Consider the following 24,255-nt stretch of genomic DNA (forward strand, 5'->3'; position numbering starts at 1 on the left):
AGGCGGTGAAAGTTCCGGCATGCCCGATCTGCGCGATCCCCTGACCATCGGCGAAGCCCGGCTCCGAAACCGCGTACTTCTGGCACCGCTATCCGGCATATCCGACGTGCCGTTCCGCCGGCTCGCCCGCCGGTTCGGCGCCGGCATGGTCGTATCGGAAATGGGTGCCAGTGGCGAGTTGGTCAAAGGCGACCAGGAAAGCGCAATGCGGGCGATGCGTGACGGCCCCGGCCTTCATGTCGTCCAACTCGCGGGCCGCGATCCGGCGTGGATGAGCCAGGCTGCCGAACAGCTCTCGGAAGCCGGCGCCGACATCATCGACATCAACATGGGTTGTCCGGCCAAGAAGGTCGTGGGTGGCCTTTCCGGCTCGGCGCTGATGCGCGAGCCGGACCTGGCGCTCCGGATCGTCGAAGCCACAGTCGCAGGCGCGGGCAGCGTGCCGGTGACGCTGAAGATGCGGTTGGGCTGGGACCGGTCCACGATGAACGCGCCCGTGCTTGCAGCGCGTGCCGAAGCTGCCGGTGTGCAGGCGATCGTGGTGCACGGGCGGACCCGGTCGGAATTCTACGAGGGCAGGGCTGACTGGCCTGCCATCGGCGCAGTGCGCGCAGTCGTTGGCGTCCCGGTCATAGCGAATGGCGATGTGACCCTTCCGGAAGATCTCGCTCCGATGCTCGCCGCAAGCCGTGCCGACGCCGTCATGGTGGGTCGCGGCAGCCAGGGCCGCCCCTGGCTGCCCGGAATGCTGGCCGGCGCGATCGGCGAGACCGGGCTGCGCGCTCTGTACCTCGCCGATCTGGTCGAGGAGCACTACGAGGCGATGCTCTCCCATTACGGCGCCGAGGCCGGTCTTCGTCGCGCCCGCAAGCATCTCGGCTGGTACCTCGATCGGTTCGCGGCGGCTGCGACCGTCGCGCCATCCGACCGGGCTGCGATCCTCGGCGGCAGCGACACGTCCGCGATCCGGTTGCGACTGCGCCACCTTATCGGCACGACGCAGATTTCCGAGGTGGAACCGGCCTTCCGGCGCCGCCCGCTGCAGCGGGCGGCCTGACCCATGAACAATGTCTACGAAGTGATGTCGGCGACTGCCGCGCAGATGAAGATTCTGAACGCCCTGCCGCATCCTGTGGTGGTGGTCGATCGCGACGGCCGCTTCCATTTCGCCAATTCGGACGCCGAACAGTTCTTCTCCGCCGGCATGGCCTATCTCGCGAAGCGGCGCCTGCAGGATTTCGTGCCCGCCGACAGCCCGCTCTTCGCGCTGATCGAACAGGTCCGCGACGAGAACTCCCGCATCAGCGAGTACCGCGTGGATGTGTCGTCGCCACGGCTTGGTACCGAACGGATGGTGGATCTCTACGTCTCGCCTCTGCCCGATGCGCCCGAGCTGGTCGTCGTGATGATCCAGTTGCGGTCGATCGCCGACAAGATGGACCGCCAGCTCACCCACCGCTCTGCGGCGCGCAGCGTCACCGGGCTGGCGGCGATGCTGGCGCACGAGATCCGCAACCCGCTGTCGGGGATCAAGGGCGCGGCGCAGCTGCTGGCCACGAATGCCAGCGACGAGGATCGCGGCCTGACGCGGCTGATCCAGGAGGAGAGCGACCGCATCGTCAAGCTGGTCGACCGCATGGAAGTGTTCTCGGACCAGCGTCCGATCGAGCGCTCGGCGGTCAACATCCATTCGGTGCTCGAGCACGTGAAGACGCTGGGCAAGAACGGCTTCGCCCGCGGTATCAAGATCAGCGAACTCTATGACCCGTCGCTGCCGCCGGTCTTCGCCAATCGCGACCAGCTGGTGCAGGTGTTCCTCAATCTCCTGAAGAACGCCTCCGAAGCGGTCCGCGACCGCGAGGACGGCGAGATCAAGCTGATGACGGCGTTCCGCCCGGGCGTGCGGCTCTCCGTGCCCGGCACCAAGGACCGGGTGACGCTGCCGCTGGAATTCTGCGTCGAGGACAATGGCGACGGCGTGCCGGACGACATCCGCGAATACATCTTCGACCCGTTCGTCACCACCAAGCCCAGCGGCTCGGGCCTTGGCCTGGCGCTGGTCGCAAAGATCGTCGGGGACCATGGCGGGGTGATCGAATGCGATTCGCAGCCGGGCCACACGGTCTTCCGCATCCTGATGCCGGCCTGGCGGGAGGAGCTGGGCGAGGGCGAGGCCCGTTACAACTTCGGAAGCGAAGGCTGAGAAAGACAACATGACCATGCAGATCCTCGTCGCCGACGACGACTCCGCGATCCGGACGGTAGTCTCGCAGGCGCTGATGCGCGCCGGCTTCGAGGTCCGCGTCACCTCCAATATCGCGACGCTCTGGCGCTGGATTGCTGCCGGGGACGGCGACCTCGTCATCACCGACGTCCTGATGCCCGACGGCAACGCCTTCGACACCTTGCCGAAGATCAAGAACTCGCGGCCCGACCTGCCGGTGGTCGTCATGAGCGCGCAGAACACCTTCATGACGGCGATCAAGGCATCGGAGAAGGGCGCCTACGACTACATTCCCAAGCCCTTCGACCTGACCGAGCTCGTCTCGATCGTGCGGCGGGCGCTGGCGGAGCCAAAGGGCGGCACGCGTGCCGCGCCCGACGACCTGCAGGAATCGATGCCGCTGGTGGGTCGCTCTCCGGCCATGCAGGACATCTACCGGGCCCTCGCCCGGATGATGCAGACCGACCTCACCGTGACGATCAGCGGCGAGTCGGGGACCGGCAAGGAACTGGTCGCCCGGGCGCTCCACGACTACGGACGCCGCCGCAAGGGACCGTTCGTCGCCATCAACATGGCAGCGATCCCGCGTGACCTGATCGAATCCGAGCTCTTCGGCCACGAGAAGGGTGCCTTCACCGGCGCACAGACCCGCACCAGTGGCCGGTTCGAGCAGGCGGAAGGCGGCACGCTCTTCCTCGACGAGATCGGCGACATGCCTATGGAGGCTCAGACCCGGCTGCTGCGCGTGCTCCAGCAGGGCGAATACACGGTCGTGGGTGGCCGTACGCCTATCACCACGGATGTCCGCATCGTCGCCGCGACCAACAAGGATCTGCGCCAGCTGATCAGCCGCGGCCTGTTCCGCGAGGATCTGTTCTACCGGCTGAACGTCGTGCCGCTGCGCCTGCCGCCGCTGCGCGAGCGGATCGAGGATTTGTCGGATCTGGCCCGACATTTCTTCGCCCAGGCCGAGAAGGAGGGCCTGCCCCGCAAGACATTGAGCCAGGGCGCGCTGGACGTAATGCGGCGCTATCCGTGGCCCGGCAATGTCCGCGAGCTAGAGAATCTGATCCGCCGTCTGTCGGCACTTTATCCGCAGGACGAAATCTCGGCCGAACTGGTCGAGCACGAGCTCAACAACGACAGTGCTCGCTCGCCGGGCATCGAGTCGGATGGCGGCAAGCCTGTGGAGCTGAACGCGTCGGTGGAGCGCTATCTGTCGGACTATTTCGCCTCGTTCGGCGACGACCTGCCGCCGCCCGGGCTCCACGGTCGCATTCTGCGCGAAGTGGAATATCCACTGATCGCCGCAGCGCTGGCAGCGACCCGCGGCAATCAGGTCAAGGCGGCTGATCTGCTCGGCGTCAACCGTAACACGCTGCGCAAAAAAATCCGTGACCTCGACATTTCCGTGATCCGCTCGATAAGATGATGCAATAAAGCAGCGCTCGTTGCAGTTTGGACACATTCTGTTGCTGTGTGGCAACGGGCCTATCAAACGCAGCGGATGATGACGTCGCAACCGATCCAGTCAGACCACGAGGTGCCGTTCCTGCTCGAGCGGCGGCGCTTCATGCTGGTGCCCGGCCTACTGGCGGTCGTGGGCGCGCTGGTGACCGGCGCGATCTCGTTCGTCGTCCTGATGGGCCTGACGCCGATCGAGCCGAGCGACACGATCGTGACGATCGCCACGATCGTCAACAGCGCTTTCGTGCTGCTGTTGTGCGTGCTCATCGGACGCGAAGTCCTGCGGATGGTCCGGGCCCGGCGGCAGGGCAAGGCGGCGTCTCGGCTGCATGTGCGCATCGTCCTGCTGTTCTCGATCGTCGCAGCGCTTCCGGCGCTGCTCGTGGCGATCGTGGCGGGCATCACGCTGGATCTCGGGCTCGACCGCTGGTTCGAGATCCGCACCCGCACCATCGTCGAATCCTCGATCAGCGTCGCCCGCGCCTATGTCAACGAGAACGCACGCAACCTGCAGGGCTCCACGCTTTCCATGGCCTACGACCTGGACCAGCAGCGGCGGCTCTACGACCTTGACCGGACCGGCTTCCAGCAGCTGATGACCGAGCAGGCGAGGGGACGTTCGCTGCTCGGAGCGCAGTTGCTGAGACCGGACGGAACGCCGTTTCTTGCGGCCCAGGTCGAGGTCGACCGACCCTTGCCGGTGCCCCCCGAGGATGCCCTCGCACAAGCTGCCGACGGAAATCTGGTGTTCATCCCGCCGGGGGTCACCAATCTCGTCGGGGCGATCATCCAGCTGCGGCAGATCTCCGACGCCTATCTCTACACGGTGCGGGCCGTCGACCCGGAGGTGATTGCGGCCCTCCGGCTGATGGAAGAGCGATCGGCGGAGTATTCCAGCCTCCAGTCGAACCGATTCGGCCTGCAGGTCGCCTTCGCGATCCTCTATCTCGGGATCATGCTCATCGTGCTCTTGTCGGCAATCTGGACCGGCATCGGCGTCGCCGACCGGCTGGTGCGCCCGATCCGTCTCCTGATGAGCGCCGCGGACGAGGTCAGCGAAGGCAATCTCGCCGTCTCGGTCCCCGTGCGGGTCTCCGACGGCGACGTCGGCTCGCTGTCGAACACCTTTAACAACATGATCCTGCAGCTGCGCAGCCAGCGCTCGGAACTGGTCCATGCGAAGGACGTGATCGACGAACGGCGGCGCTTCATCGAGGCGGTGCTGTCCGGCGTCACCGTCGGTGTCATCGGCGTCGAACGCGACGGCACGGTGTCGATGCTGAACCCGTCGGCCCAGCGCATCCTCGCCGTCGAATCGGAACGGATCGTCGGACGCCGGCTGGTCGACATCTTCCCCGAGATCGGCCAGATCCACCGCGCCGCCACGACGTCGCATCGGCAGGAATACCAGGAAGAGGTGAAGCTGCGGATCCGCCAGCGCGAGCGCGCGCTCGCGGTCCGGATCACCTCGTCGGAGGAGGCGGAGGGCGCCCAGTCGAGCGTCGTCACGATCGATGACATCACCGATCTGGTCGATGCCCAGCGGACGTCGGCCTGGGCGGACGTGGCACGCCGCATCGCGCACGAGATAAAGAATCCGCTGACCCCGATCCAGCTTTCCGCCGAGCGGATCCGCCGCCGCTACGGCAAGCGCGTGGAGGACGATCGCGAAGTCTTCGACCGCTGCATCGAGACGATCATCCGGCAGGTCTCCGACATCGGCCGGATGGTCGACGAGTTCTCGACCTTCGCGCGGATGCCGAAGCCGCGGATGGAGACCATCGATCTGCGCGAGGCCCTGCGGGAAGCGGTGTTCATGCGCGAAATGGGCGATCACGGCATCGACTTCGCGGCCGAGATTCCCACCGAGCCGATGCTCGGCGCCTACGACATCCGCCTGTTGTCGCAGGCCTTCGGCAATCTCGTGAAGAATGCCGTGGAGTCGCTTGAAGCCGCCGGGACAAGCGGTGGCAAGATCACCATCAGGGCCGAAGCCGGCACCGACCGGCACAGGATCGACATCATCGACAACGGCCGCGGTTTTCCGACCGAGGATCGAGATCGGCTGCTCGAACCCTACATGACCACGCGCGAGAAGGGCACGGGCCTTGGCCTGGCGATCGTGCGCAAGATTATCGAAGACCATGGCGGCACCATCGCGCTGGACGATGCTCCCGACCAGCCGCACGGCGCCATGGTTCGCATCACTCTGCCCGCCGCTCCGCCTTCGGAGAAGGATGGGCGGCATGGGGACGGAGCGTAGAAAGGACTGGTGAGACCAATGGCATCGGACATCCTGATCGTCGATGACGAAGCCGACATCCGGGAGTTGGTGGCGGGCATTCTCGAGGACGAAGGCCACGAGACGCGGACGGCGGGCGATTCCGACGCCGCGCTGCAGTCCATCGCCGAGCGCCTGCCGCGGCTGGTTTTCCTCGACATCTGGCTGCGCGGCAGCCGGCTGGACGGGCTCGACCTGCTCGACGCCATCAAGGCGCAGCATCCGGAGGTGCCGGTCGTGATGATATCCGGCCACGGCAACATCGAAACCGCCGTCTCGGCCATTCGGCGCGGTGCCTATGATTATATCGAGAAGCCGTTCAAGGCCGATCGCCTGATCCTCATCGCCGAGCGGGCGCTGGAGACGTCGAAGCTGAAACGCGAGGTCTCGGAGCTGCGGCGCCGTTCCTCCGACTTCACCGAGCTGATCGGCAAGTCGCATCCGATGAATCAGTTACGGACGCTGATCGAGCGTGTCGCGCCGACCAACAGCCGCGTCATGATCCTCGGCCCATCGGGGTCCGGCAAGGAAATGGTCGCACGGGCGATTCACGCCGGCTCGAGTCGTGCGGACGGGCCGTTCGTGGCGCTGAACGCTGCTGCCATCACCCCGGACCGGATGGAGGTCGAGCTGTTCGGCACGGAAACGCCTCCCGGTGTCGAGCGCAAGGTGGGCGCGCTCGAGGAGGCGCATCGGGGCGTGCTGTATCTCGACGAAATCGGCGACATGCCGCGCGAGACCCAGAACAAGATCCTGCGCGTGCTGACCGACCAGACCTTCGAACGGGTCGGCGGGTCGAAGCGGGTCAAGGTCGACGTCCGGGTGATCTCATCCACGGCGCAAAACCTCGAATCGATGATCGCCGACGGCAGCTTCCGCGAGGATCTGTTCCACCGGTTGGCCGTAGTGCCGATCGCGGTGCCGCCGCTGGCCGACCGCCGACAGGACATTCCGACGCTGATCGATGCCTTCATGGCGCAGATCAGCGAACAGACCGGCATCAAGCCGCGGGTGATCGGACCGGAGGCCATGGCGGTGCTGCAGTCGAGCGACTGGCCGGGTAATGTCCGGCAGCTTCGCAATAACGTCGAGCGGCTGATGATCCTGTCGCGGGAAGGCGACGGCGATACGCCGATCTCGGCGGACATGCTGCCGAGCGAGGTCGGCGACATGCTGCCGCGCACGCCAAGCCAGTCGAACGGCCAGATCCTGGCGCTGCCGCTGCGCGACGCCCGTGAGGTGTTTGAGAAGGAGTATCTGGTCGCCCAGATCAACCGTTTCGGCGGCAATATCTCGCGGACGGCGGAGTTCGTCGGCATGGAGCGCTCGGCCCTGCACCGCAAGCTGAAGTCGCTGGGGATCTGAGTTCGGGGCGCCGCCACGGGCCGCATCCGCCATGGCTTTGCACCGGCATCGGGAAGCCGTTAAGAAACGGCTTGCCGGCACGTCGGCGAGGGATTGCACAGCATGAAAGTCGTCATCTGCGGGGCGGGCCAGGTCGGCTACGGGATTGCCGAACGTCTCGCTTCCGAGCGGAACGATGTCTCGGTCATCGATACCTCGCCGTCGCTGGTGCAGGCGATCCGGGATAATCTGGACGCTCGCGGCTTCGTCGGCCACGGCGCGCAGCCGGACGTGCTGGCCGAGGCCGGCGCCGAACAGGCCGACATGATCATCGCCGTGACCCTTCACGACGAGGTCAACATGGTGGCCTGCCAGGTCGCCCACTCGCTGTTCAACGTGCCGACCAAGATCGCCCGCATAAGGGCCCAGAGCTATCTGCGGCCCCATTGGCAGGATCTCTTTTCGACCGACAACATGCCGATCGACGTGATCATCTCGCCCGAGCTCGAGGTCGGCGAGATGGTGCTGCGGCGCATCGCGTTGCCGGGCGCGATGGATGCCGTGCGCTTCGCGGACGACACGATCGTGATGGTGGCGATCGAGTGCCGCGAAGACTGTCCGGTGGTGAACACGCCGCTGGAGCAGCTGACGGAGCTGTTTCCCGATCTCAACGCCACCGTGGTCGGGATCTGGCGCGCCGACAAACTGTTCGTGCCGAGCTCGGGCGACCAGATGGTGCCGGGAGACGTCGCCTATGTCGTTGCGGAGCGCGGTCAGGTGCGCCGGACGCTCGGCCTGTTCGGGCACGAGGAGCCGGAAGCGGCGCGGATCGTCATTGTCGGTGGCGGCAATATCGGCCTCTATGTCGCCAAGCAGATGGAGAAGCGCAATCTCGGCGCGCGGATCCGGGTCATCGAGGCGAACCATGATCGGGCCGTGGCGATCTCGGACGAGCTGAAGCGGACCATCGTGCTGCACGGCAGCGGCCTCGACCAGGTCATCCTCGATGAGGCGGATATCTCCGAAAGCGACCTCCTCGTCGCGCTGACAAACGACGACAAGGTCAACATTCTCGCCAGCGTCATGGCCAAGCGCCTTGGCTGCCGCGGCAACCTCACGCTGCTGAACAACGCGGACTACCAAGGTTTTACCCATACGTTGGGGATCGATGCCTTTATCAACCCGCGGTCCGTCACCATATCCCGGGTGTTGCAGCACGTGCGACGCGGCCGGATTCGTGCCGTTCATTCGATCCAGAACGGTCTCGCCGAGGTGATCGAGGCCGAGGCGCTGGAAACATCGCCGCTGGTCGGCAAGCCGCTCCGCGAGCTGGATCTTCCGGAGAATCTGCGGATCGGAGCGATCTATCGTAACGGCGAGTATGTCCGGCCGAACGGACTGACGAAGATCAAGGCGAAGGACAGGGTGGTAATCTTTGCGGCCGCGAATGCCGTCCGCCATGTCGAACAGCTGTTCCGCGTCAGCCTGGAGTTCTTCTGACGGCGTCCGGACGGCTTTTTTGACGCCTCGTCGCAGGATCATCTTGGGAAAAGCCCCACGGGGCTCTATTCCTCTGGGCAACGAGACCGCAAGCTCGTCATGCGGCGCTGCCGCAGGGCGGGTGATGAACCATGTGCGATGCGAGGGCCGGCCGACCGGCGACGCTTCGCCAATAAGAATAGAACAAGGAATCAACGATGCCGGAACGGACGCAGAACCTCCAGGACCTCTTCCTCAACACCGTACGCAAGCAGAAGATCTCGCTGACCATCTTCCTGGTCAACGGCGTCAAGCTGACCGGCGTGGTGACCTCCTTCGACAATTTCTGCGTCCTGCTGCGCCGCGATGGCCACTCACAGCTGGTCTACAAGCACGCCATTTCCACCATCATGCCCTCCCAGCCAGTCCATATGCATGACGGCGGGGACGACGACAGGACAGACTGATTGACTGAACCTCGCGAAAATCACCCCAAGGGCCCCATCGAGCACGAGAGCGTCGCCACGCGCGCGGCCGTGTTCGTGCCGGTGTTCAAGCAGTTCTCGGCCAAGGAGGACGGCATTGCGCCGGGCGCCGAACTCGTACGGCGCAGCGACGAGGCGCGGCTCGCGGAGGCGCTGGGACTGGCGGCGGCGATCGGTCTCGACATCAAGGCGAGTGGCGTCGTCCCGGGCCCGCGTCCGCGGCCCGCGACCCTGATCGGCGCCGGCAAGCTGGAGGAGATCAAGGGGGTGGTTGCGGCCGAGGAAATCGGTCTGGTCATCTTCGACCATCCGCTGACGCCGGTCCAGCAGCGCAACCTGGAGCGCGAGCTCGACGCCAAGGTGCTGGACCGCACCGGGCTGATCCTGGAGATCTTCGGGCAGCGCGCGCGCACCAAGGAGGGGCGGCTGCAGGTCGAGCTGGCACATCTCAACTACCAGCGCGGCCGTCTCGTGCGCAGCTGGACCCACCTCGAGCGCCAGCGTGGCGGCGCCGGCTTCCTCGGCGGCCCGGGCGAGACGCAGATCGAGTCGGACAGGCGACAGCTGCAGGAGCGCATCAAGCGTCTCGAGAAGGACCTCGAAGCCGTCCGGCGCACCCGCCAGCTGCATCGTGCCAAGCGCAAGAAGGCGCCGCATCCGGTCGTGGCGCTCGTCGGCTACACCAATGCCGGCAAGTCGACGCTGTTCAACCGGCTGACCGGCGCCGACGTCCTGGCGCAGGACCTGCTCTTCGCGACGCTCGACCCGACGGTCCGCCGAACCACGTTGCCGCACGGCACGGAAGTGCGGTTCTCGGACACGGTGGGCTTCGTCTCGGACCTGCCGACGCATCTCGTCGCAGCTTTCCGGGCGACACTGGAAGAGGTCATCGAAGCCGACCTCGTCCTGCATGTGCGCGACATGGCCGATCCGGACACGCTTTCCCAGGCCGAAGACGTGCGCAAGATCCTGCGCGACCTCGATATCGACGTCGACGACAGCGAGCACGTGATCGAGATCTGGAACAAGGCCGATCTGCTGGACGAGGCGTCGCTCAGCCATATCGAGGCGGTGCGCGAAGGCCTGCCGGACCCGCGCGCGGCGCATATCGTGTCCGCCGTCGCCAACACCGGCATCGCGCCGCTCCTCGACGATGTCGAGCGGCGGATTGCCGGCACGCTCTGCGAGATGACGCTGGATGTCGGCCCGGACGGCATGGGCATGTTGCCCTGGCTCTACGAGAACGCCTCGGTGAGCGGCCGCGAGGACCGCGAGGACGGTGCCGTGTCGCTGACCGTAGAGATCACTACGCAGGCGCGCACCGAGTTGCGCCGGCTGGCGCAGCAATTGCCGGACGTCACCATCCGCTGACCATCGGCACCGGACGCACTAGACAGCAAAAAGCCGGCCCTCGGGCCGGCTTTTTCGTATGAGCATCGAGCGTTGTCGACGGCGGTTCTTACAGGGCTCCGGTGCCGATCAGCATGAAGGCCGGGATGTCGTCGCCGAAGCCGATCGGCGCCTTGCCATCGTCACCACCGCGACCGCGGTTCTGGTCGACGGGGGCGGCGCGCGGTGCCGGGGCGGCGCTCGCGCGTTCGACCGGCGCCGGACGCGGCGTGCTTTCACTGCGCGCGCGGCGCGGCGGGCGGGCTGCCCGGACTTCCGGCTCGTCGTTGACGGCAGCCACCGGCTCGGCAACAGGTTGAGCTTCAGCTTCGACCACAGGCACGGCCGCCTCGTCACCCGCTTCGGCCGTGCGTGCCGGACGCTCCTTGCGCACCCGGGTGCGCCCGGCGCCGGTGGCATCGGTGCGGCGCGAGCTGCGACGGGCGCTCGGGGCGGCGTCGGCCGGCTCTTCGGGCAGTGCCGCGGCGGGGGCACCCTGCCACTCGATCTCGGTGCCGATCAGCTTCTCGATCGCGTCGAGATATTTCTTGTCTGCCTTGGTGGCGAGCGTGAAGGCCTTGCCCGAACGACCGGCCCGGCCCGTGCGGCCGATACGGTGGACGTAATCTTCCGCATGGATCGGCACGTCGAAATTGAAGACGTGGGAAACCGCCGGGATATCGAGACCGCGGGCCGCGACATCCGAGGCGACCAGCAGCTGGATCTTGTTGTCGCGGAAGCTCTGCAGCATCGCCGTGCGCGAGCGCTGGTCCATGTCACCATGCAGTGCGCCGGCGGAGAAGCCGTGCCGTTCGAGCGAACGGAAGAGCGTCGCCACGTCACGCTTGCGGTTGCAGAAGATGATGGCGTTGGTCAGGTCCGTCTCTTCGCGAATGACGCGGCGCAGCGCCTCGCGCTTTTCGGAATCGACCTTCTGGCAGGCGACCAGCCGCTGCGTCACCGTCAGCGCGGCGGAAGCCGGCTTGGCGACTTCGACGCGCACGGGGTTCTGCAGGAACTGCTCGGTGAGGCGGGTGATCTCCGGCGGCATGGTGGCAGAGAAGAAAAGCGTCTGGCGGGTGACCGGCAGGAGCTTGCAGATCCGCTCGATGTCCGGGATGAAGCCCATGTCGAGCATCCGGTCGGCCTCGTCGATGACGAGGATCTCGACAGCATTCATCAGCAGCTTGCCGCGCTCGAAATGGTCGAGCAGCCGGCCCGGGGTCGCGATCAGGACGTCGACGCCCCGGTCGATCTTCTTGTCCTGGTCACCGAAGGACATGCCGCCGATGAGGAGGGCAATGTTGATCTTCTGGTCGCGGCCGTAGCGCACGAAGGACTCTTCGACCTGCGCCGCGAGTTCGCGCGTCGGCTCGATGATCAGCGTGCGCGGCATGCGTGCCCGGGCGCGCCCCTTCTCGAGGAGCGTCAGCATCGGCAGGACGAAAGACGCCGTCTTGCCTGTCCCCGTCTGCGCGATCCCCAGAATGTCCCGGCGCTCCAGCGCGTGCGGGATGGCCTGTTCCTGGATCGGCGTCGGTTCGCTGTATCCGGCAGCCTCGACGGCGGCCAGAACCTTGGCACTGAGGCCGAGTTCGGAAAATGGTTTCAAGCGTCAGGTTCTCTTTGGATAATGGGGTTTACGGTCTACGACTTCGAAGGCCCATTACTGCGGGGCAGTAGGGCGATAGCATTTCCGAGTCAACCATAAGCTCCCATATGGCGCTCAAACCGGCGATTTACAGGGTCAAGATGGTGAATAGGTCGTCCGTGGTGCTGATTCCGGGTCTGCTCTGTACGGCGGATCTCTACCGCTCGCAGATCGAGGCGCTTCCACCAGGGACCGTTACGGTCGCGGACACGGTGAGCGACGACAGCATTGAGGCGATGGCCGGCCGCCTGCTTGCCGACGCACCGGAGCGTTTCGTCCTGTGCGGTCTGTCGATGGGTGGTTACGTGGCGCTGGAAGTCGCCCGGCGCGCGCCCGAGCGCGTCGCCGCTCTGGCGCTGGTCGCGACCAGTGCCCGGCCCGACAGCCCGGAGCAGACCGCGGTTCGGCGGCGCCTGGTCGCGCTCGGATACGACCGGGGGATCGAAGCGGTGGCGGAGGCGCTGTGTCCGCGCCTGCTGGGCCCGGAAGCCAGAAACGATCGGGACCTGCGAGATCGGGTGGTGGCGATGGCGCAAGCCGTCGGCATCGAGACCTTCGCGCGCCAGCAGGCGGCGATCATCGGCCGCGCCGACCAGCGCCCGACGCTTCCGCAGCTTGCCATGGCGACGCAGGTCCTGGTGGGGACGGCGGACGAGATCATCCCGGTCGAATGTTCGCAGGAACTGGCGGCGGCAATCCCGCAAGCCGTCCTCACGACGATCCCGGGAAAAGGCCACCTTCTCTCGATGGAGGCGCCGGACGTTTTGACGCGACTACTCGGCGAGTTGCTGTCGGCAGGGTCTCAGGCGCTCCAGCCAGCGGCGGCTCAGTTGGATGCCGGGCCGAACATGTAAGGCGCATCCGGCGCGAAATGCAGCTCGTAGGTCTCGGCGATCTCGCCGTCCGCCGGCAGAATGTCGAAGAACAGCGTCAGGCCGCTCGGCGCGTCGGGGCTCGGCTCGTCCGCCCGATAGCCGACGATGGCGCCGTCCACCTGGTTGATCTCGGTGATCTCGGTGGTCGCCCGCACTGTATGGTCGGTGCCCGAGCCTTCGAGCTGCTGGACGAAGAAATGATACCCCGTCTCGTCGGCGGGTGATTGGACCATGACGGTCCGCCAAACGCCCTGGCGCTCGCCTTCCGACCAGGGGCCGACGATCTGCACGTCTTCCACAAGCGGCGAGAGGGCTTCGATGGCCGCCGCCACGGCCGGATCTGTCGCTGTCTCGGCCGGAGTTGCTGCTGCCTGCGTGTCGGGAACCGCGGGGGATGCCGAGCCGGCGGCAGGCTCGTTCGATGCCGGCGCCTCGGTCGACTGACCGAAGGCGGGCAGGGCGATCAGCAGGGCGGTGCCGAACAAGGCGGCGGCTGGCAGGATGCGGGTCACGGTCGATTCTCCGATGGCTTTGCGCGCAGCATTCGGACGGACGGCGTCAGATGTCCAGATCCTCGACGAAGGCCGCCCGGTCCTGGATGAAGCGGAAGCGCGCCTCGGGCTTGTTGCCCATCAGCGCCTCGACGGCGCCGGCGGTTCCCGCTTCCGGCGTCTCGTCCACCACGACCTGCAGCAAGGTGCGCTTGCGCGGATCCATGGTGGTTTCCTTGAGCTGCGAGGGCAGCATCTCGCCGAGGCCCTTGAAGCGCGAGACCTCGACCTTGCCGCGGCCCTTGAATTCCTTCTCTACGAGCCGCTCGCGATCGCGCTCGTCCCGCGCATAAACCGTCTTGCCGCCCTGCGTCAGCTTGTAGAGCGGCGGCACGGCCAGGAACAGATGGCCGCTGCGCACGAGCTCCGGGATCTCCTGGTAGAAGAAGGTGATCAGCAGCGAGGCGATATGGGCCCCGTCGACGTCGGCGTCGGTCATGATGATCACGCGCTCGTAGCGCAGATCGTCGCTGCGGTATTTCGAGCGCGTGCCGCAACCGAGCGCCTGGACGAGATCGGCGAGCTGCTGGTTGGCGCCGAGCTTGTCGCGCCCGGCGCTGGCGACGTTGAGGATCTTGCCGCGCAGCGGCAGGATCGCCTGCACCTTGCGGTCGCGCGCCTGCTTGGCCGAGCCGCCGGCCGAGTCGCCCTCGACGATGAACAGTTCCGCGCCAGCCGCCCCGGTCTGCGAGCAGTCGGCGAGCTTGCCGGGAAGGCGCAGCTTGCGCGTAGCCGTCTTGCGGCTGACTTCCTTTTCCTGGCGGCGGCGCAGTCGCTCGTCGGCCCGCTCAACCACCCAGTCGATGAGCTTGGCCGCATCTTGCGGCGAGGAGGCGAGCCAGATGTCGAAGGAGTCGCGGATCGACTGCTCGACGATGCGCTGCGCTTCGGCCGTCGCCAGCCGGTCCTTGGTCTGGCCGACGAATTCGGGCTCGCGGATGAACACCGACAGCATCGCGGCCGCGGTCAGCATGACGTCGTCGCCGGTGATCACCGAGGCGCGCTTGTTGCCGGAGACCTCGGCGAAAGCCTTGAGACCGCGCAGCAGGACCGAGCGCAGGCCCGCCTCGTGCGTGCCGCCTTCGCCGGTCGGGATGGTGTTGCAGTAGGAGCGGACGAAGCCGTCGTCCGGCGTCCAGCTGACCGCCCATTCGACCGCGCCGTGGCCGGTCTGCTTCTCGGTGCGGCCGGCGAAGATCTGCGACGTCACCCGGTCCTTGCCGAGCGTCGTGTCGAGATAGTCCTTCAGGCCGCCGGGAAAGTGGAAGATGTCGCGCGCCGGGATGTCGCCATTCGGCGTCAGCAGTTCCTGGTCGCAGGACCAGCGGATCTCGACGCCGCCGAACAGATAGGCCTTGGAGCGCGCCATGGCGTAGAGGCGCTCGGGCCGGAAGCGTGCGCCAGCGCCGAATATTTGGGGATCCGGCCGGAAACGCACCTTCGTGCCGCGCCGGTTGTGAACCTCGCCAACCTCCTCCAGCGGGCCGGTCGCCACGCCCCTCGCATAGGTCTGCCTGTAGAGGCGCCGGTTGCGCGCCACCTCCACCTCGAGGCTCTCCGACAGCGCGTTGACCACCGAGACACCGACACCGTGCAGGCCGCCGGACGTCTCGTAGACCTTGGAATCGAACTTACCGCCGGCGTGCAGCGTGGTCATGATGACCTCGAGCGCCGACTTGTTCTTGTATTTCGGATGCGGGTCGATCGGGATGCCGCGCCCGTTGTCGGCGACGGACAGAGTGCCGTCCGCTTCCAGCGAAACCTCGATGAAATTGGCGTGGCCGGCGGTCGCCTCGTCCATCGAGTTGTCGATGACCTCGGCGAAGAGATGGTGCAGCGCCTTCTCGTCGGTGCCGCCGACATACATGCCTGGACGGCGGCGAACCGGCTCGAGCCCCTCCAGCACCTCGATATCGGCAGCGGTGTACTCGGCGGGCGGCGGTGGCGTGGCAGGTGCAGCGCGTGTGCGGCCGGCGGCCTTGGGCGCCGCCGGCTGGCGTGCGGCATTGCCGGAAAACAGGTCGTCGCTCATCGCGCCGTCGCGTCCGGGCCGGAAAACAGGAAGATCGAGCGCCAATCGAACATGGGACCTGCCTATACTTTCACGAAATGTTCTTCAACCCCGCACCGCCCGGAGAGCCGGGCCGACTGGCCTTTTCCCATCTTTATCCACGGTTTCCGGACGATACGGGGGTGGCCGGAGACAGTCCCGCTGGGCAGTCCACGCGGCGGCGACCTGTCTTCGCGTGAGCGCCCCGCTCGTCGCGCCTGCAGAACAAGAAAGGGGCGCCAAGAAAGGCGCCCCTGATTGCTTCCGTGTGTGCCGGAGACCTCCGGCACGGGGCCGTCAGACCGAGTAGTACATGTCGAACTCGACCGGATGCGGCGTCATCTCGAAGCGCAGCACCTCGGCCATTTTCAGGTCGATGAAGGCGTCGATCTGGTCGTCGTCGAAGACTCCGCCGGCCTTCAGGTAATCGCGATCGGCGTCGAGCGATTCCATCGCCTCGCGCAGCGACCGGCAGACGGTCGGGATTTCCTTCAGTTCCTCCGGCGGCAGGTCGTAGAGATCCTTGTCCATGGCTTCGCCCGGATGGATCTTGTTCTTGATGCCGTCGAGGCCGGCCATCAGCATCGCCGAGAAGGCGAGATAGGGGTTGGCCGTCGGATCCGGGAACCGGACTTCGACGCGCTTGGACTTCGGCGACTGGCCGAAGGGGATGCGGCAGGAAGCCGAACGGTTGCGCGCCGAGTAGGCGAGCAGGACCGGCGCCTCGTAGCCCGGAACCAGGCGCTTGAAGGAGTTGGTCGACGGGTTGGTGAAGGCGTTCAGCGACTTGGCGTGCTTGATGATGCCGCCGATGTAGAACAGCGCGCTCTCCGACAGGCCAGCATATTCGTCGCCGGCGAAGGTCGGCTTGCCGCCTTTCCAGATCGACTGATGCACGTGCATGCCCGAGCCGTTGTCACCGAAGACCGGCTTCGGCATGAACGTCGCCGTCTTGCCGTAGGCGTTCGCCACCTGGTGGATGACGTACTTGTAGATCTGCATCTTGTCGGCGTTGCGGGTCAGCGTGTCGAACTTGATGCCAAGCTCGTGCTGCGCCGCGGCGACCTCGTGGTGGTGCTTCTCGACCTCGACGCCCATCTCGGCCATCACGGTCAGCATTTCCGAGCGGATGTCCTGGCAGGAGTCGATCGGCGGGACGGGGAAATAGCCGCCCTTGATGCGCGGCCGATGGCCGAGATTGCCGGTCTCGTATTCCATGTCGTCGTTGGACGGCAGTTCCGTCGAGTCGAGCTTGAAGCCGGTGTTGTAGGGGTCGGCCTTGTAGCGCACGTCGTCGAAGATGAAGAACTCGGCTTCCGGGCCGAAGAACGCCGTGTCGCCGGTCCCGGACTGGGTCAGGAACGCTTCCGCCTTGCGGGCGGTCGACCGCGGGTCGCGGTTGTAGGCCTCGCCGGAGATCGGATCGAGAATGTCGCAGACGATCGCCATGGTCGACTGGGCGAAGAACGGGTCCATGTAGGCCGTCTCCGGATCCGGCATCAGGACCATGTCGGACTCGTTGATGGCCTTCCAGCCGGCGATCGACGATCCGTCGAACATCGAGCCTTCCGAGAACATGTCTTCATCGACGATGCCCACGTCCATCGTGACGTGCTGCATCTTGCCCTTGGGGTCGGTGAACCGCAGGTCGACAAACTTTACGTCGTTGTCCTTGATCTGCTTCAGAATGTCGTTGGCGCTCGTCATAGCGGTCCTTCCTGATATTGAATGATATGTTTTGTTGGGAGACGGCGAGGGGTCAGATGGCGTCCGTGCCGGCTTCGCCGGTGCGGATGCGGATGGCTTCCTCGATATTGGAGACGAAGATCTTGCCATCGCCGATGCGCCCGGTCTGGGCAGCCTTGCGAATGGCCTCGACGGCGGCGGCGACGTTCTCGTCCGCCAGCACGATCTCGACCTTCACCTTCGGCAGGAAGTCGACGACGTATTCCGCGCCGCGGTAGAGCTCGGTGTGGCCCTTCTGACGCCCGAAACCCTTGGCCTCGGTGACAGTGATGCCCTGGAGCCCCACGTCCTGGAGCGCTTCCTTGACCTCATCCAGCTTGAACGGCTTGATGATCGCCTCGACCTTCTTCATCGACATTCCTTCACGACGTTGTCCCCCGTCACGGGCCGCCGGCCCGTCCCCCCGCCCAATGCAGGAGGCGTGCCAAAGGCATGGCTTCGAGCCGCGACACCCGAAATAGTGGCTATCGTCCCCCGGTCGCTCGGATGGATACACCATCAGGGCCGCGGCGGGAGCGCCCTATCGAATCTATCGTTACCCTGCTGATCGTTCTCTGCCCATACCGGCTACACCGAGCGCGACCGGAAATCACACTGCATGCACAACACTTAGGCATAAAGCTGTAATATTAGGCGCCCGATGACCGATAAGTACCTCCATGCCCTGCTGACGCCCCGCGAGATGGGACAAGCCGATCGGTTGACGATCGAAGGCGGCGTCCCGGGAACGGCTTTGATGGAACGCGCCGGCGCGGCCGTGGCGAAAGCTGCACTCGCCCGATTTGCCGGCGCGCGACGGATCGCCGTGCTCGCCGGTCCCGGCAACAATGGTGGCGACGCCTACGTCGTCGCGCGGCTGCTCCGGGATGCGGGACGGGACGTGCGACTTTACGGTCTCGTCGACCCTTCCGGCCTGTCCGGTGACGCTGCTGCCGCAGCATCGGCATGGCGGGAACCAACCCTTTCACTCGACGGGTTCGAGCCGGAAGATGCCGATCTCGTGGTCGACGGACTTTTCGGCGCGGGGCTCGCACGTCCGGTCGACGGAGACGCGGCTGTCGCGATTGCCCGCGCGAACGACGTCGCGACGCCGGTTATCGCGATCGACCTTCCGTCCGGCGTCTCCGGCGCTTCGGGCGAGGTGCTTGGCGCCTCTGTCCGCGCCGACCTGACGGTGACGTTCTTCCGCCGCAAGCCCGGCCATCTGCTGGAGCCGGGGCGCAGCCTTTGCGGCAGCACAATCGTCGCCGATATCGGCATCGAGGAGGCGGTACTCGACCACATCAAGCCGCAAACCTTCGCCAACGAGCCGTCCTTGTGGCTGGAGGCCTTCGCGAGCCCCGCCGATGCCGGGCATAAATACGATCGCGGCCATGCCGTGGTGTTTTCCGGCGGCCCCAGCCAGACCGGCGCGGGCCGTCTCTCTGCCCAGGCGGCGCTGCGTGCTGGCGCCGGGCTCGTTACCCTGTTCTCGCCGGCGGCCGCCATGCAGGTCAACGCGTCGCACCTTACGGCGGTGATGCTGAAGCGCTGCAACGATGACGCCGACCTTGCCTCGCTGATCGAGGACGCCCGCTATAACGCCTTCATCCTCGGCCCCGGCTTCGGCGTCGGCGAGCGCGCGCGGCTGTTCGCGGCCGCGATCCTCGCGAAGGGCCGGCGCCTGGTGCTGGACGCGGACGCCATCAGCTCATTTCAGGAGACGCCGGACTTGCTGTTCGCTACGGCGAAGGAGGCGGCAAGCCGGCACGGGCTGGCGGAGCCCTTGCTCGTGCTGACGCCCCACGAGGGAGAGTTCAAGCGGCTGTTCCCGGAGATCACCGCTGAAAGCGGCCATTCCAAGCTCGACCGTGCCAGGAACGCCGCCGGGCGCTCCGGCGCGATCGTCGTGTTGAAGGGGCGGGACACCGTGATTGCCGCGCCCGACGGCCGCGCGACGATCAACGCCAATGGCACGCCGTGGCTCGCCACCGCCGGAACCGGCGACGTCCTCGCCGGCATCGTCGCCGCGCAGCTGGCGCAGGGCATGCCGAGCTTCGAAGCCGCCTGCGCCGGCGTCTGGATGCACGGGCGGGCAGCAGAGCTGTTCGGGCCGGGCCTGATCTCGGAAGACCTGCCGGCGACGCTGCCGAAGGTCCATGCCGAGCTACAGGCGCTGTCCGGCCGGAAAGGCTGAGTCTGATGGCGGCGTCGGCAGATCAACCGGCGTCCAGGCATTCCTGCAGGGCCATGGCCGCATGCGGCGCCCGCGGCTTGCCGGAGCGGATAAAGTAAAGAAACACGTCGCGCGGCTGCTTCGGCGGCGCATTATCCGGATCGGCTCGCCGCAGATCCTCCGGTTGGCCGCCGTCCGCCCATTTTCGCGCCCGCGCGGCCCAGCCATCCAGCGCGTCGGCCGGATAGCCGGTGGGATTGGCCTCGTCGCCCATCTGCAGGCGCGTATAGACGAAGTCCGCCGTCACGTCGGCGATCTGCGGGTAATCCTCGGCCTCGGCGCAGACAATGGCGACGCCGGCCTTGCGGCAGATCGCGACCGCCTCGGGACAGGCGAAGCTCTCGTGCCGCGGCTCGACAACGTGGCGCAGCCGCAGATCGCCGGCCTTTTCGGGAAGCAGATTCACAAAAGCGGCGAAATCGTCGGGATCGAACTGCTTCGTCGCGGCGAACTGCCAGAGGATCGGGCCGAGCCGGTCGCCGAGCTCGGTGATCCCCGACGTGACGAAACGCTCTATCGACTCGCCGCCTTCCGCCAGCACCTTCCGGTTCACCGCGAAACGCGGTGCTTTCAACGAGAAAACAAAGTCTTCAGGTGTTTCGCTCGCCCATTTCGCGAAGGTCGCCGGTGACTGGCTGCGGTAGAACGTGCCGTTGACCTCGATCGTCTTCAGCTTCGACGCGGCATATTCGAGCTGGCGCTTCTTCGGCAGATCGCCCGGATAGAAGGTCTCGTTCCACGGCTCGAACGTCCAGCCACCGATGCCTGCGCGGATCGTGCCTGCCTTGGCCATATTGGTTTCCCTTTGCTCGCTCAGGTCGGTGGAATGAAAGGCTGCGAGATCTGTCGGAAGACCGGCAAGGCTTCCATCGCCGCACAATGCGCCGCAAGCGCCAGGTAGTCTTCCAGTCCCCCCAGTTCCGGATGGGAATCGGCCATGTGACGGATGGATGCCGCCACGGCGATGTCCGCGTGGCCAATGCGGTCGCCGAACCAGAACGGGCCGTCGCGTCCGGCCCGGTCGGCCTCGAGCGCAGCCAGCGTGCCGCGCATCTGCTGCAGGCACCGCTCCTCCCACACCGGCGACGCGGCGTCGTGCAGCCGCTTTTCGTAGAACAGGCTCACGGCCTTGTCGGCCAGTCCGCTCGCGAGAGCCGTCACCTTCAGCGATTGCCGCCGCGCCGGACCGGAGCGCGGATGCATTGCCTTCTCGGCGGGTACCAGCGAATCCAGATGATCGAGCATCGTATAGCTGTCGACCAGCACCTCGCCATCGTCGAGGACCAGCGTCGGCACACGCGTCAGCGGGTTCAACGCGGCAATCTTGTCGGCGTCGCCAAACACCGACCACGGCCGGTGCTCGAACGGGATGTCGTAGAGCGTCAGGGCGATGCCGACCCGACGCACGAAGGAGGAGTCGTACTGGCCGATGAGGATCATGCGTCTCTCCGACGATACTGGCGACAGGTCAGGAGCGACGGCTACTCCGCCGCCTCGCGCTTGATGCCCGGTCGCCGCTCCAGCAGTTCCTTCAGGAAGTGGCCGGTGTAGGACCGCTTGACCTTCACCACGTCCTCGGGCGTGCCGGCGGCGACGATCTCGCCGCCGCCGTCGCCGCCCTCGGGACCGATGTCGACCAGCCAGTCGGCGGTCTTGATGACCTCGAGATTGTGCTCGATCACCACCACCGTGTTGCCGCGGTCGACGAGGTCGTGCAGCACCTCGAGCAGCTTGGCGACGTCGTGGAAATGCAGGCCGGTGGTCGGCTCGTCGAGGATGTAGAGCGTGCGGCCGGTGGCCTTGCGCGACAGTTCCTTGGCGAGCTTTACGCGCTGCGCCTCGCCGCCCGAGAGCGTCGTCGCCTGCTGGCCGACCTTGATGTAGCCGAGCCCGACCTCCTTGAGCGTCGCCAGCTTGTCGCGCACCACCGGCACCGCGGCGAAAAAGTCGACGCCTTCCTCGACCGTCATGTCGAGCACATCGGCGATCGACTTCTCCTTGAAGGTGACCTCCAGCGTCTCGCGGTTGTAGCGCTTGCCGTGGCAGACGTCGCAGGTGACATAGACGTCCGGCAGGAAGTGCATCTCGATCTTGATGACGCCGTCGCCCTGGCACGCCTCGCAGCGCCCGCCCTTGACGTTGAAGGAGAAGCGGCCGGGCTGGTAGCCCCGCGCCTTTGCCTCGGGCAGGCCCGCGAACCAGTCGCGGATCGGCGTGAAGGCGCCCGTGTAGGTCGCGGGGTTCGAGCGCGGCGTCCGGCCGATCGGCGACTGGTCGATGTCGATGACCTTATCGAGCAGTTCCAGCCCCTCGACCTGGTCGTGCTCGGCCGGCACGTCACGAGCGTTGGAAATCCGCCGCGCCGCGGCCTTGTAGAGCGTCTCGATCAGGAAGGTCGACTTGCCGCCGCCGGAGACGCCGGTGACGCAGGAGAACAGGCCGAGCGGAATCTCGGCCGTGACGTTCTTCAGATTGTTGCCGCGTGCACCGACGACCTTGAGCCGCTTGCCCTTCTGCGGCTTGCGCCTTTTGGCTGGCACCGGCACGCCGAGATCGCCCGACAGGTACCGGCCGGTGAGCGAGCGCGGATGCGCCATGATCTCCGCCGGCGTGCCGGCGGCGATGACCTCGCCGCCATGGATGCCGGCAGCGGGACCGATGTCGACGACGTAGTCGGCGGCGAGGATGGCGTCCTCGTCGTGCTCGACGACGATCACCGTGTTGCCGATGTCGCGCAGGTGCTTCAGCGTCACCAGCAGTCGCTCGTTGTCGCGCTGGTGCAGGCCGATGGACGGCTCGTCGAGAACGTAGAGGACGCCGGTCAGGCCGGAGCCGATCTGCGAGGCGAGGCGGATGCGCTGGCTCTCGCCGCCGGACAGCGTCCCTGCCGCGCGCGACAGCGTCAGATATTCCAGCCCCACGTCGTCGAGGAAGCGCAGCCGCTCGCGGATCTCCTTGAGGATCCGGACGGCGATCTCGTTCTGCTTGGCGTTGAGCTGTTCCGGCAGCGCCTCGAACCATTCGCGGGCCGCGCGGATCGACAGTTCCGTCGTCTCGCCGATATGCCGACCCGCGATCTTCACCGCCAGCGCCTCGGGCTTCAGCCGGTAGCCGGCGCAGGCGGGGCAGGGCGTCGCCGACATGTAGCGCTCGATCTCCTCGCGCATCCAAGCCGAGTCGGTCTCCTTCCAGCGGCGCGCCAGATTGGTGACGACACCCTCGAAGGCCTTGGTCGTCTTGTAGGAGCGCAGCCCGTCATTATAGCGGAACTCGATCTTCTCGCGGCCGGTGCCGTTGAGGATCGCCGTCTGTGCGGCTTCCGGCAGCTCGCTCCAGCGATCGGTCTGCTTGAACCCGTAGACGCGGCCAAGCGCGTCCAGCGTCTGGCCGTAATAAGGTGAGCTCGATTTCGCCCAGGGGGCGATGGCGCCGCCCTTCAGCGTCAGCGCGTCGTTCGGCACCACCAGCTTCGGATCGACGGCCTGCTGCGACCCCAGCCCGTCGCAGCGCGGGCAGGCGCCGAACGGGTTGTTGAAGGAAAAGAGCCGCGGTTCGATCTCGGGGATGGTGAAGCCGGAGACCGGGCAGGCGAATTTCTCGGAGAACACCAGCTGCCGCGGCTTGCCGTTCTCGTCGAGCCCGTCGGCATATTCCGCGACGGCGAGGCCGTCGGCGAGGCCCAGCGCCGTCTCGATCGAATCCGCCAGCCGCGCCGACAGATCGGCCCGCACGACGATGCGGTCGACGACCACGTCGATGTCGTGCTTGTATTTCTTGTCGAGCGCCGGGGCCTCGGCGATGTCGTGGAACTCGCCGTCGATCCGAACCCGCTGGAAGCCCTTCTTCTGCAGCTCCGCCAGTTCCTTGCGGTACTCGCCCTTGCGGCCGCGGATCATCGGCGCGAGCAGATAGAGGCGCGTGCCTTCCTCCAGCTCCAGCACTCGGTCGACCATCTGGCTGACCGTCTGGCTCTCGATCGGCAGGCCGGTCGCCGGCGAATAGGGGATGCCGACGCGCGCGAACAGCAGGCGCAGATAGTCGTAGATCTCGGTGACGGTGCCGACGGTCGAGCGCGGGTTCTTCGACGTCGTCTTCTGCTCGATGGAGATGGCGGGCGACAGGCCGTCGATCTGGTCGACGTCCGGCTTCTGCATCATCTCCAGGAACTGCCGCGCATAGGCCGACAGGCTCTCGACGTAACGGCGCTGCCCCTCGGCATAGATCGTGTCGAACGCCAGCGATGACTTGCCCGAGCCGGACAGGCCGGTCATGACGATCAGCCTGTCGCGCGGCAGGTCGAGATCGACATTCTTGAGATTGTGCTCGCGGGCGCCGCGAATGGAGATCGTCTTCAATTCGGCCATGAAGCGCTCGGCAGTCCTTGTCGTGGGAAGACGCGGTTATCTATGTCTTCCCGATCGCAGTTCCAAGCGGCCGCGTCGATTCGGCTCGCGCTTGCATGTTCCTATTTTGTTCTATATCGTCCCGTGTCGTTTCA

Annotated in this window: 17 protein-coding genes and 1 pseudogene; 10 read left to right on the top strand and 8 right to left on the bottom strand. The window is 66.2% G+C overall.

The window, feature by feature from the left end; translation table 11 throughout:
• The first annotated feature begins 19 nt into the window (after positions 1-19).
• From dusB to hflX, 8 genes are all read left to right on the top strand, one after another.
• Positions 20-1,057, top strand: a complete 1,038-nt coding sequence (gene dusB, locus GGR03_RS02790; protein WP_183206032.1) for a tRNA dihydrouridine synthase DusB — start codon at positions 20-22, stop codon at positions 1,055-1,057.
• A 3-nt stretch (positions 1,058-1,060) separates the two neighbouring features.
• Positions 1,061-2,203, top strand: a complete 1,143-nt coding sequence (locus GGR03_RS02795) for a two-component system sensor histidine kinase NtrB (RefSeq protein WP_183206033.1) — start codon at positions 1,061-1,063, stop codon at positions 2,201-2,203.
• A 10-nt stretch (positions 2,204-2,213) separates the two neighbouring features.
• Positions 2,214-3,656 (top strand): nitrogen regulation protein NR(I), encoded by a 1,443-nt coding sequence (ntrC, locus tag GGR03_RS02800; RefSeq protein WP_183206034.1) that lies wholly within the window; start codon positions 2,214-2,216, stop codon positions 3,654-3,656.
• A 78-nt stretch (positions 3,657-3,734) separates the two neighbouring features.
• Positions 3,735-5,954, top strand: a complete 2,220-nt coding sequence (locus GGR03_RS02805) for a sensor histidine kinase NtrY-like (RefSeq protein WP_183206035.1) — start codon at positions 3,735-3,737, stop codon at positions 5,952-5,954.
• Positions 5,955-5,972: 18 nt separating this feature from the next.
• Positions 5,973-7,337, top strand: coding sequence for a nitrogen assimilation response regulator NtrX (gene ntrX / locus GGR03_RS02810; protein ID WP_183206036.1), 1,365 nt, complete (start codon positions 5,973-5,975; stop codon positions 7,335-7,337).
• A 102-nt stretch (positions 7,338-7,439) separates the two neighbouring features.
• Positions 7,440-8,816 carry a Trk system potassium transporter TrkA gene (gene trkA / locus GGR03_RS02815; RefSeq protein ID WP_183206037.1) on the top strand — a complete coding sequence of 459 codons (1,377 nt, stop codon included), beginning with the start codon at positions 7,440-7,442 and terminating at the stop codon, positions 8,814-8,816.
• Between the two features lie 197 nt (positions 8,817-9,013).
• Entirely contained in the window at positions 9,014-9,262 is a 249-nt protein-coding gene (hfq, locus tag GGR03_RS02820; RefSeq protein ID WP_163044993.1) for an RNA chaperone Hfq, read from the top strand.
• Entirely contained in the window at positions 9,263-10,651 is a 1,389-nt protein-coding gene (hflX, locus tag GGR03_RS02825) for a GTPase HflX (RefSeq protein WP_183206038.1), read from the top strand. It begins immediately after the preceding gene.
• 88 nt (positions 10,652-10,739) lie between these two features.
• Here the strand turns inward: hflX and GGR03_RS02830 are convergent, their stop codons facing one another.
• Positions 10,740-12,281, bottom strand: a complete 1,542-nt coding sequence (locus tag GGR03_RS02830; protein ID WP_183206039.1) for a DEAD/DEAH box helicase — start codon at positions 12,279-12,281, stop codon at positions 10,740-10,742.
• Between the two features lie 143 nt (positions 12,282-12,424).
• Here GGR03_RS02830 and GGR03_RS02835 point away from each other — a divergent pair, with 143 nt between their 5' ends.
• Positions 12,425-13,174, top strand: coding sequence for an alpha/beta fold hydrolase (locus GGR03_RS02835; RefSeq protein WP_425486696.1), 750 nt, complete (start codon positions 12,425-12,427; stop codon positions 13,172-13,174).
• Here GGR03_RS02835 and GGR03_RS02840 read toward each other — a convergent pair.
• The 4 genes from GGR03_RS02840 to GGR03_RS02855 form a co-directional block, all read right to left on the bottom strand.
• The gene (locus GGR03_RS02840; RefSeq protein ID WP_183206041.1) at positions 13,147-13,707 is read right to left on the bottom strand and encodes a hypothetical protein; all 561 of its coding nucleotides are present in this window, start codon (positions 13,705-13,707) and stop codon (positions 13,147-13,149) included. The genes GGR03_RS02835 and GGR03_RS02840 overlap by 28 nt on opposite strands.
• A 46-nt stretch (positions 13,708-13,753) precedes the next feature.
• On the bottom strand, positions 13,754-15,778 hold the full coding sequence (gene parE, locus GGR03_RS02845) for a DNA topoisomerase IV subunit B (protein ID WP_183206042.1): 2,025 nt from the start codon (positions 15,776-15,778) through the stop codon (positions 13,754-13,756).
• Positions 15,779-16,093: 315 nt separating this feature from the next.
• Complete coding sequence (glnA, locus tag GGR03_RS02850; RefSeq protein WP_183206043.1) at positions 16,094-17,503, bottom strand: type I glutamate--ammonia ligase; 1,410 nt, start codon at positions 17,501-17,503, stop codon at positions 16,094-16,096.
• A gap of 52 nt (positions 17,504-17,555) precedes the next feature.
• Positions 17,556-17,894 carry a P-II family nitrogen regulator gene (locus GGR03_RS02855; RefSeq protein ID WP_163044999.1) on the bottom strand — a complete coding sequence of 113 codons (339 nt, stop codon included), beginning with the start codon at positions 17,892-17,894 and terminating at the stop codon, positions 17,556-17,558.
• 288 nt (positions 17,895-18,182) lie between these two features.
• On the opposite strand from GGR03_RS02855, the gene GGR03_RS02860 reads away from it, so the two are divergent.
• On the top strand, positions 18,183-19,718 hold the full coding sequence (locus tag GGR03_RS02860) for an NAD(P)H-hydrate dehydratase (RefSeq protein WP_183206044.1): 1,536 nt from the start codon (positions 18,183-18,185) through the stop codon (positions 19,716-19,718).
• 22 nt (positions 19,719-19,740) lie between these two features.
• Here the strand turns inward: GGR03_RS02860 and GGR03_RS02865 are convergent, their stop codons facing one another.
• From GGR03_RS02865 to uvrA, 3 genes and pseudogenes are all read right to left on the bottom strand, one after another.
• Entirely contained in the window at positions 19,741-20,550 is an 810-nt protein-coding gene (locus GGR03_RS02865; protein WP_183206045.1) for a DUF72 domain-containing protein, read from the bottom strand.
• Between the two features lie 20 nt (positions 20,551-20,570).
• A complete protein-coding gene (locus GGR03_RS02870; protein ID WP_183206046.1) occupies positions 20,571-21,197 on the bottom strand; it encodes a glutathione S-transferase family protein in 627 nt (208 codons plus the stop codon).
• A gap of 74 nt (positions 21,198-21,271) precedes the next feature.
• A pseudogene (gene uvrA / locus GGR03_RS02875) lies at positions 21,272-24,121 on the bottom strand (excinuclease ABC subunit UvrA); the annotation flags it as partial.
• Between the last annotated feature and the right edge of the window lie 134 nt (positions 24,122-24,255).

It is taken from the genome of Aurantimonas endophytica, from assembly GCF_014196845.1.
GTDB classification, from domain to species: domain Bacteria; phylum Pseudomonadota; class Alphaproteobacteria; order Rhizobiales; family Rhizobiaceae; genus Aurantimonas; species Aurantimonas endophytica.

Excerpts from the sequence above, each read along its gene's own strand:
- parE (WP_183206042.1), bottom strand. The coding sequence starts at position 15,778 with ATGAGCGACGACCTGTTTTCCGGCAATGCCGCACGCCAGCCGGCGGCG.
- GGR03_RS02795 (WP_183206033.1), top strand. The coding sequence starts at position 1,061 with ATGAACAATGTCTACGAAGTGATGTCGGCGACTGCCGCGCAGATGAAG.
- GGR03_RS02860 (WP_183206044.1), top strand. The coding sequence starts at position 18,183 with ATGACCGATAAGTACCTCCATGCCCTGCTGACGCCCCGCGAGATGGGA.
- glnA (WP_183206043.1), bottom strand. The coding sequence starts at position 17,503 with ATGACGAGCGCCAACGACATTCTGAAGCAGATCAAGGACAACGACGTA.
- GGR03_RS02870 (WP_183206046.1), bottom strand. The coding sequence starts at position 21,197 with ATGATCCTCATCGGCCAGTACGACTCCTCCTTCGTGCGTCGGGTCGGC.
- GGR03_RS02805 (WP_183206035.1), top strand. The coding sequence starts at position 3,735 with ATGACGTCGCAACCGATCCAGTCAGACCACGAGGTGCCGTTCCTGCTC.
- GGR03_RS02855 (WP_163044999.1), bottom strand. The coding sequence starts at position 17,894 with ATGAAGAAGGTCGAGGCGATCATCAAGCCGTTCAAGCTGGATGAGGTC.
- ntrX (WP_183206036.1), top strand. The coding sequence starts at position 5,973 with ATGGCATCGGACATCCTGATCGTCGATGACGAAGCCGACATCCGGGAG.
- hfq (WP_163044993.1), top strand. The coding sequence starts at position 9,014 with ATGCCGGAACGGACGCAGAACCTCCAGGACCTCTTCCTCAACACCGTA.
- trkA (WP_183206037.1), top strand. The coding sequence starts at position 7,440 with ATGAAAGTCGTCATCTGCGGGGCGGGCCAGGTCGGCTACGGGATTGCC.
- GGR03_RS02865 (WP_183206045.1), bottom strand. The coding sequence starts at position 20,550 with ATGGCCAAGGCAGGCACGATCCGCGCAGGCATCGGTGGCTGGACGTTC.
- ntrC (WP_183206034.1), top strand. The coding sequence starts at position 2,214 with ATGACCATGCAGATCCTCGTCGCCGACGACGACTCCGCGATCCGGACG.
- dusB (WP_183206032.1), top strand. The coding sequence starts at position 20 with ATGCCCGATCTGCGCGATCCCCTGACCATCGGCGAAGCCCGGCTCCGA.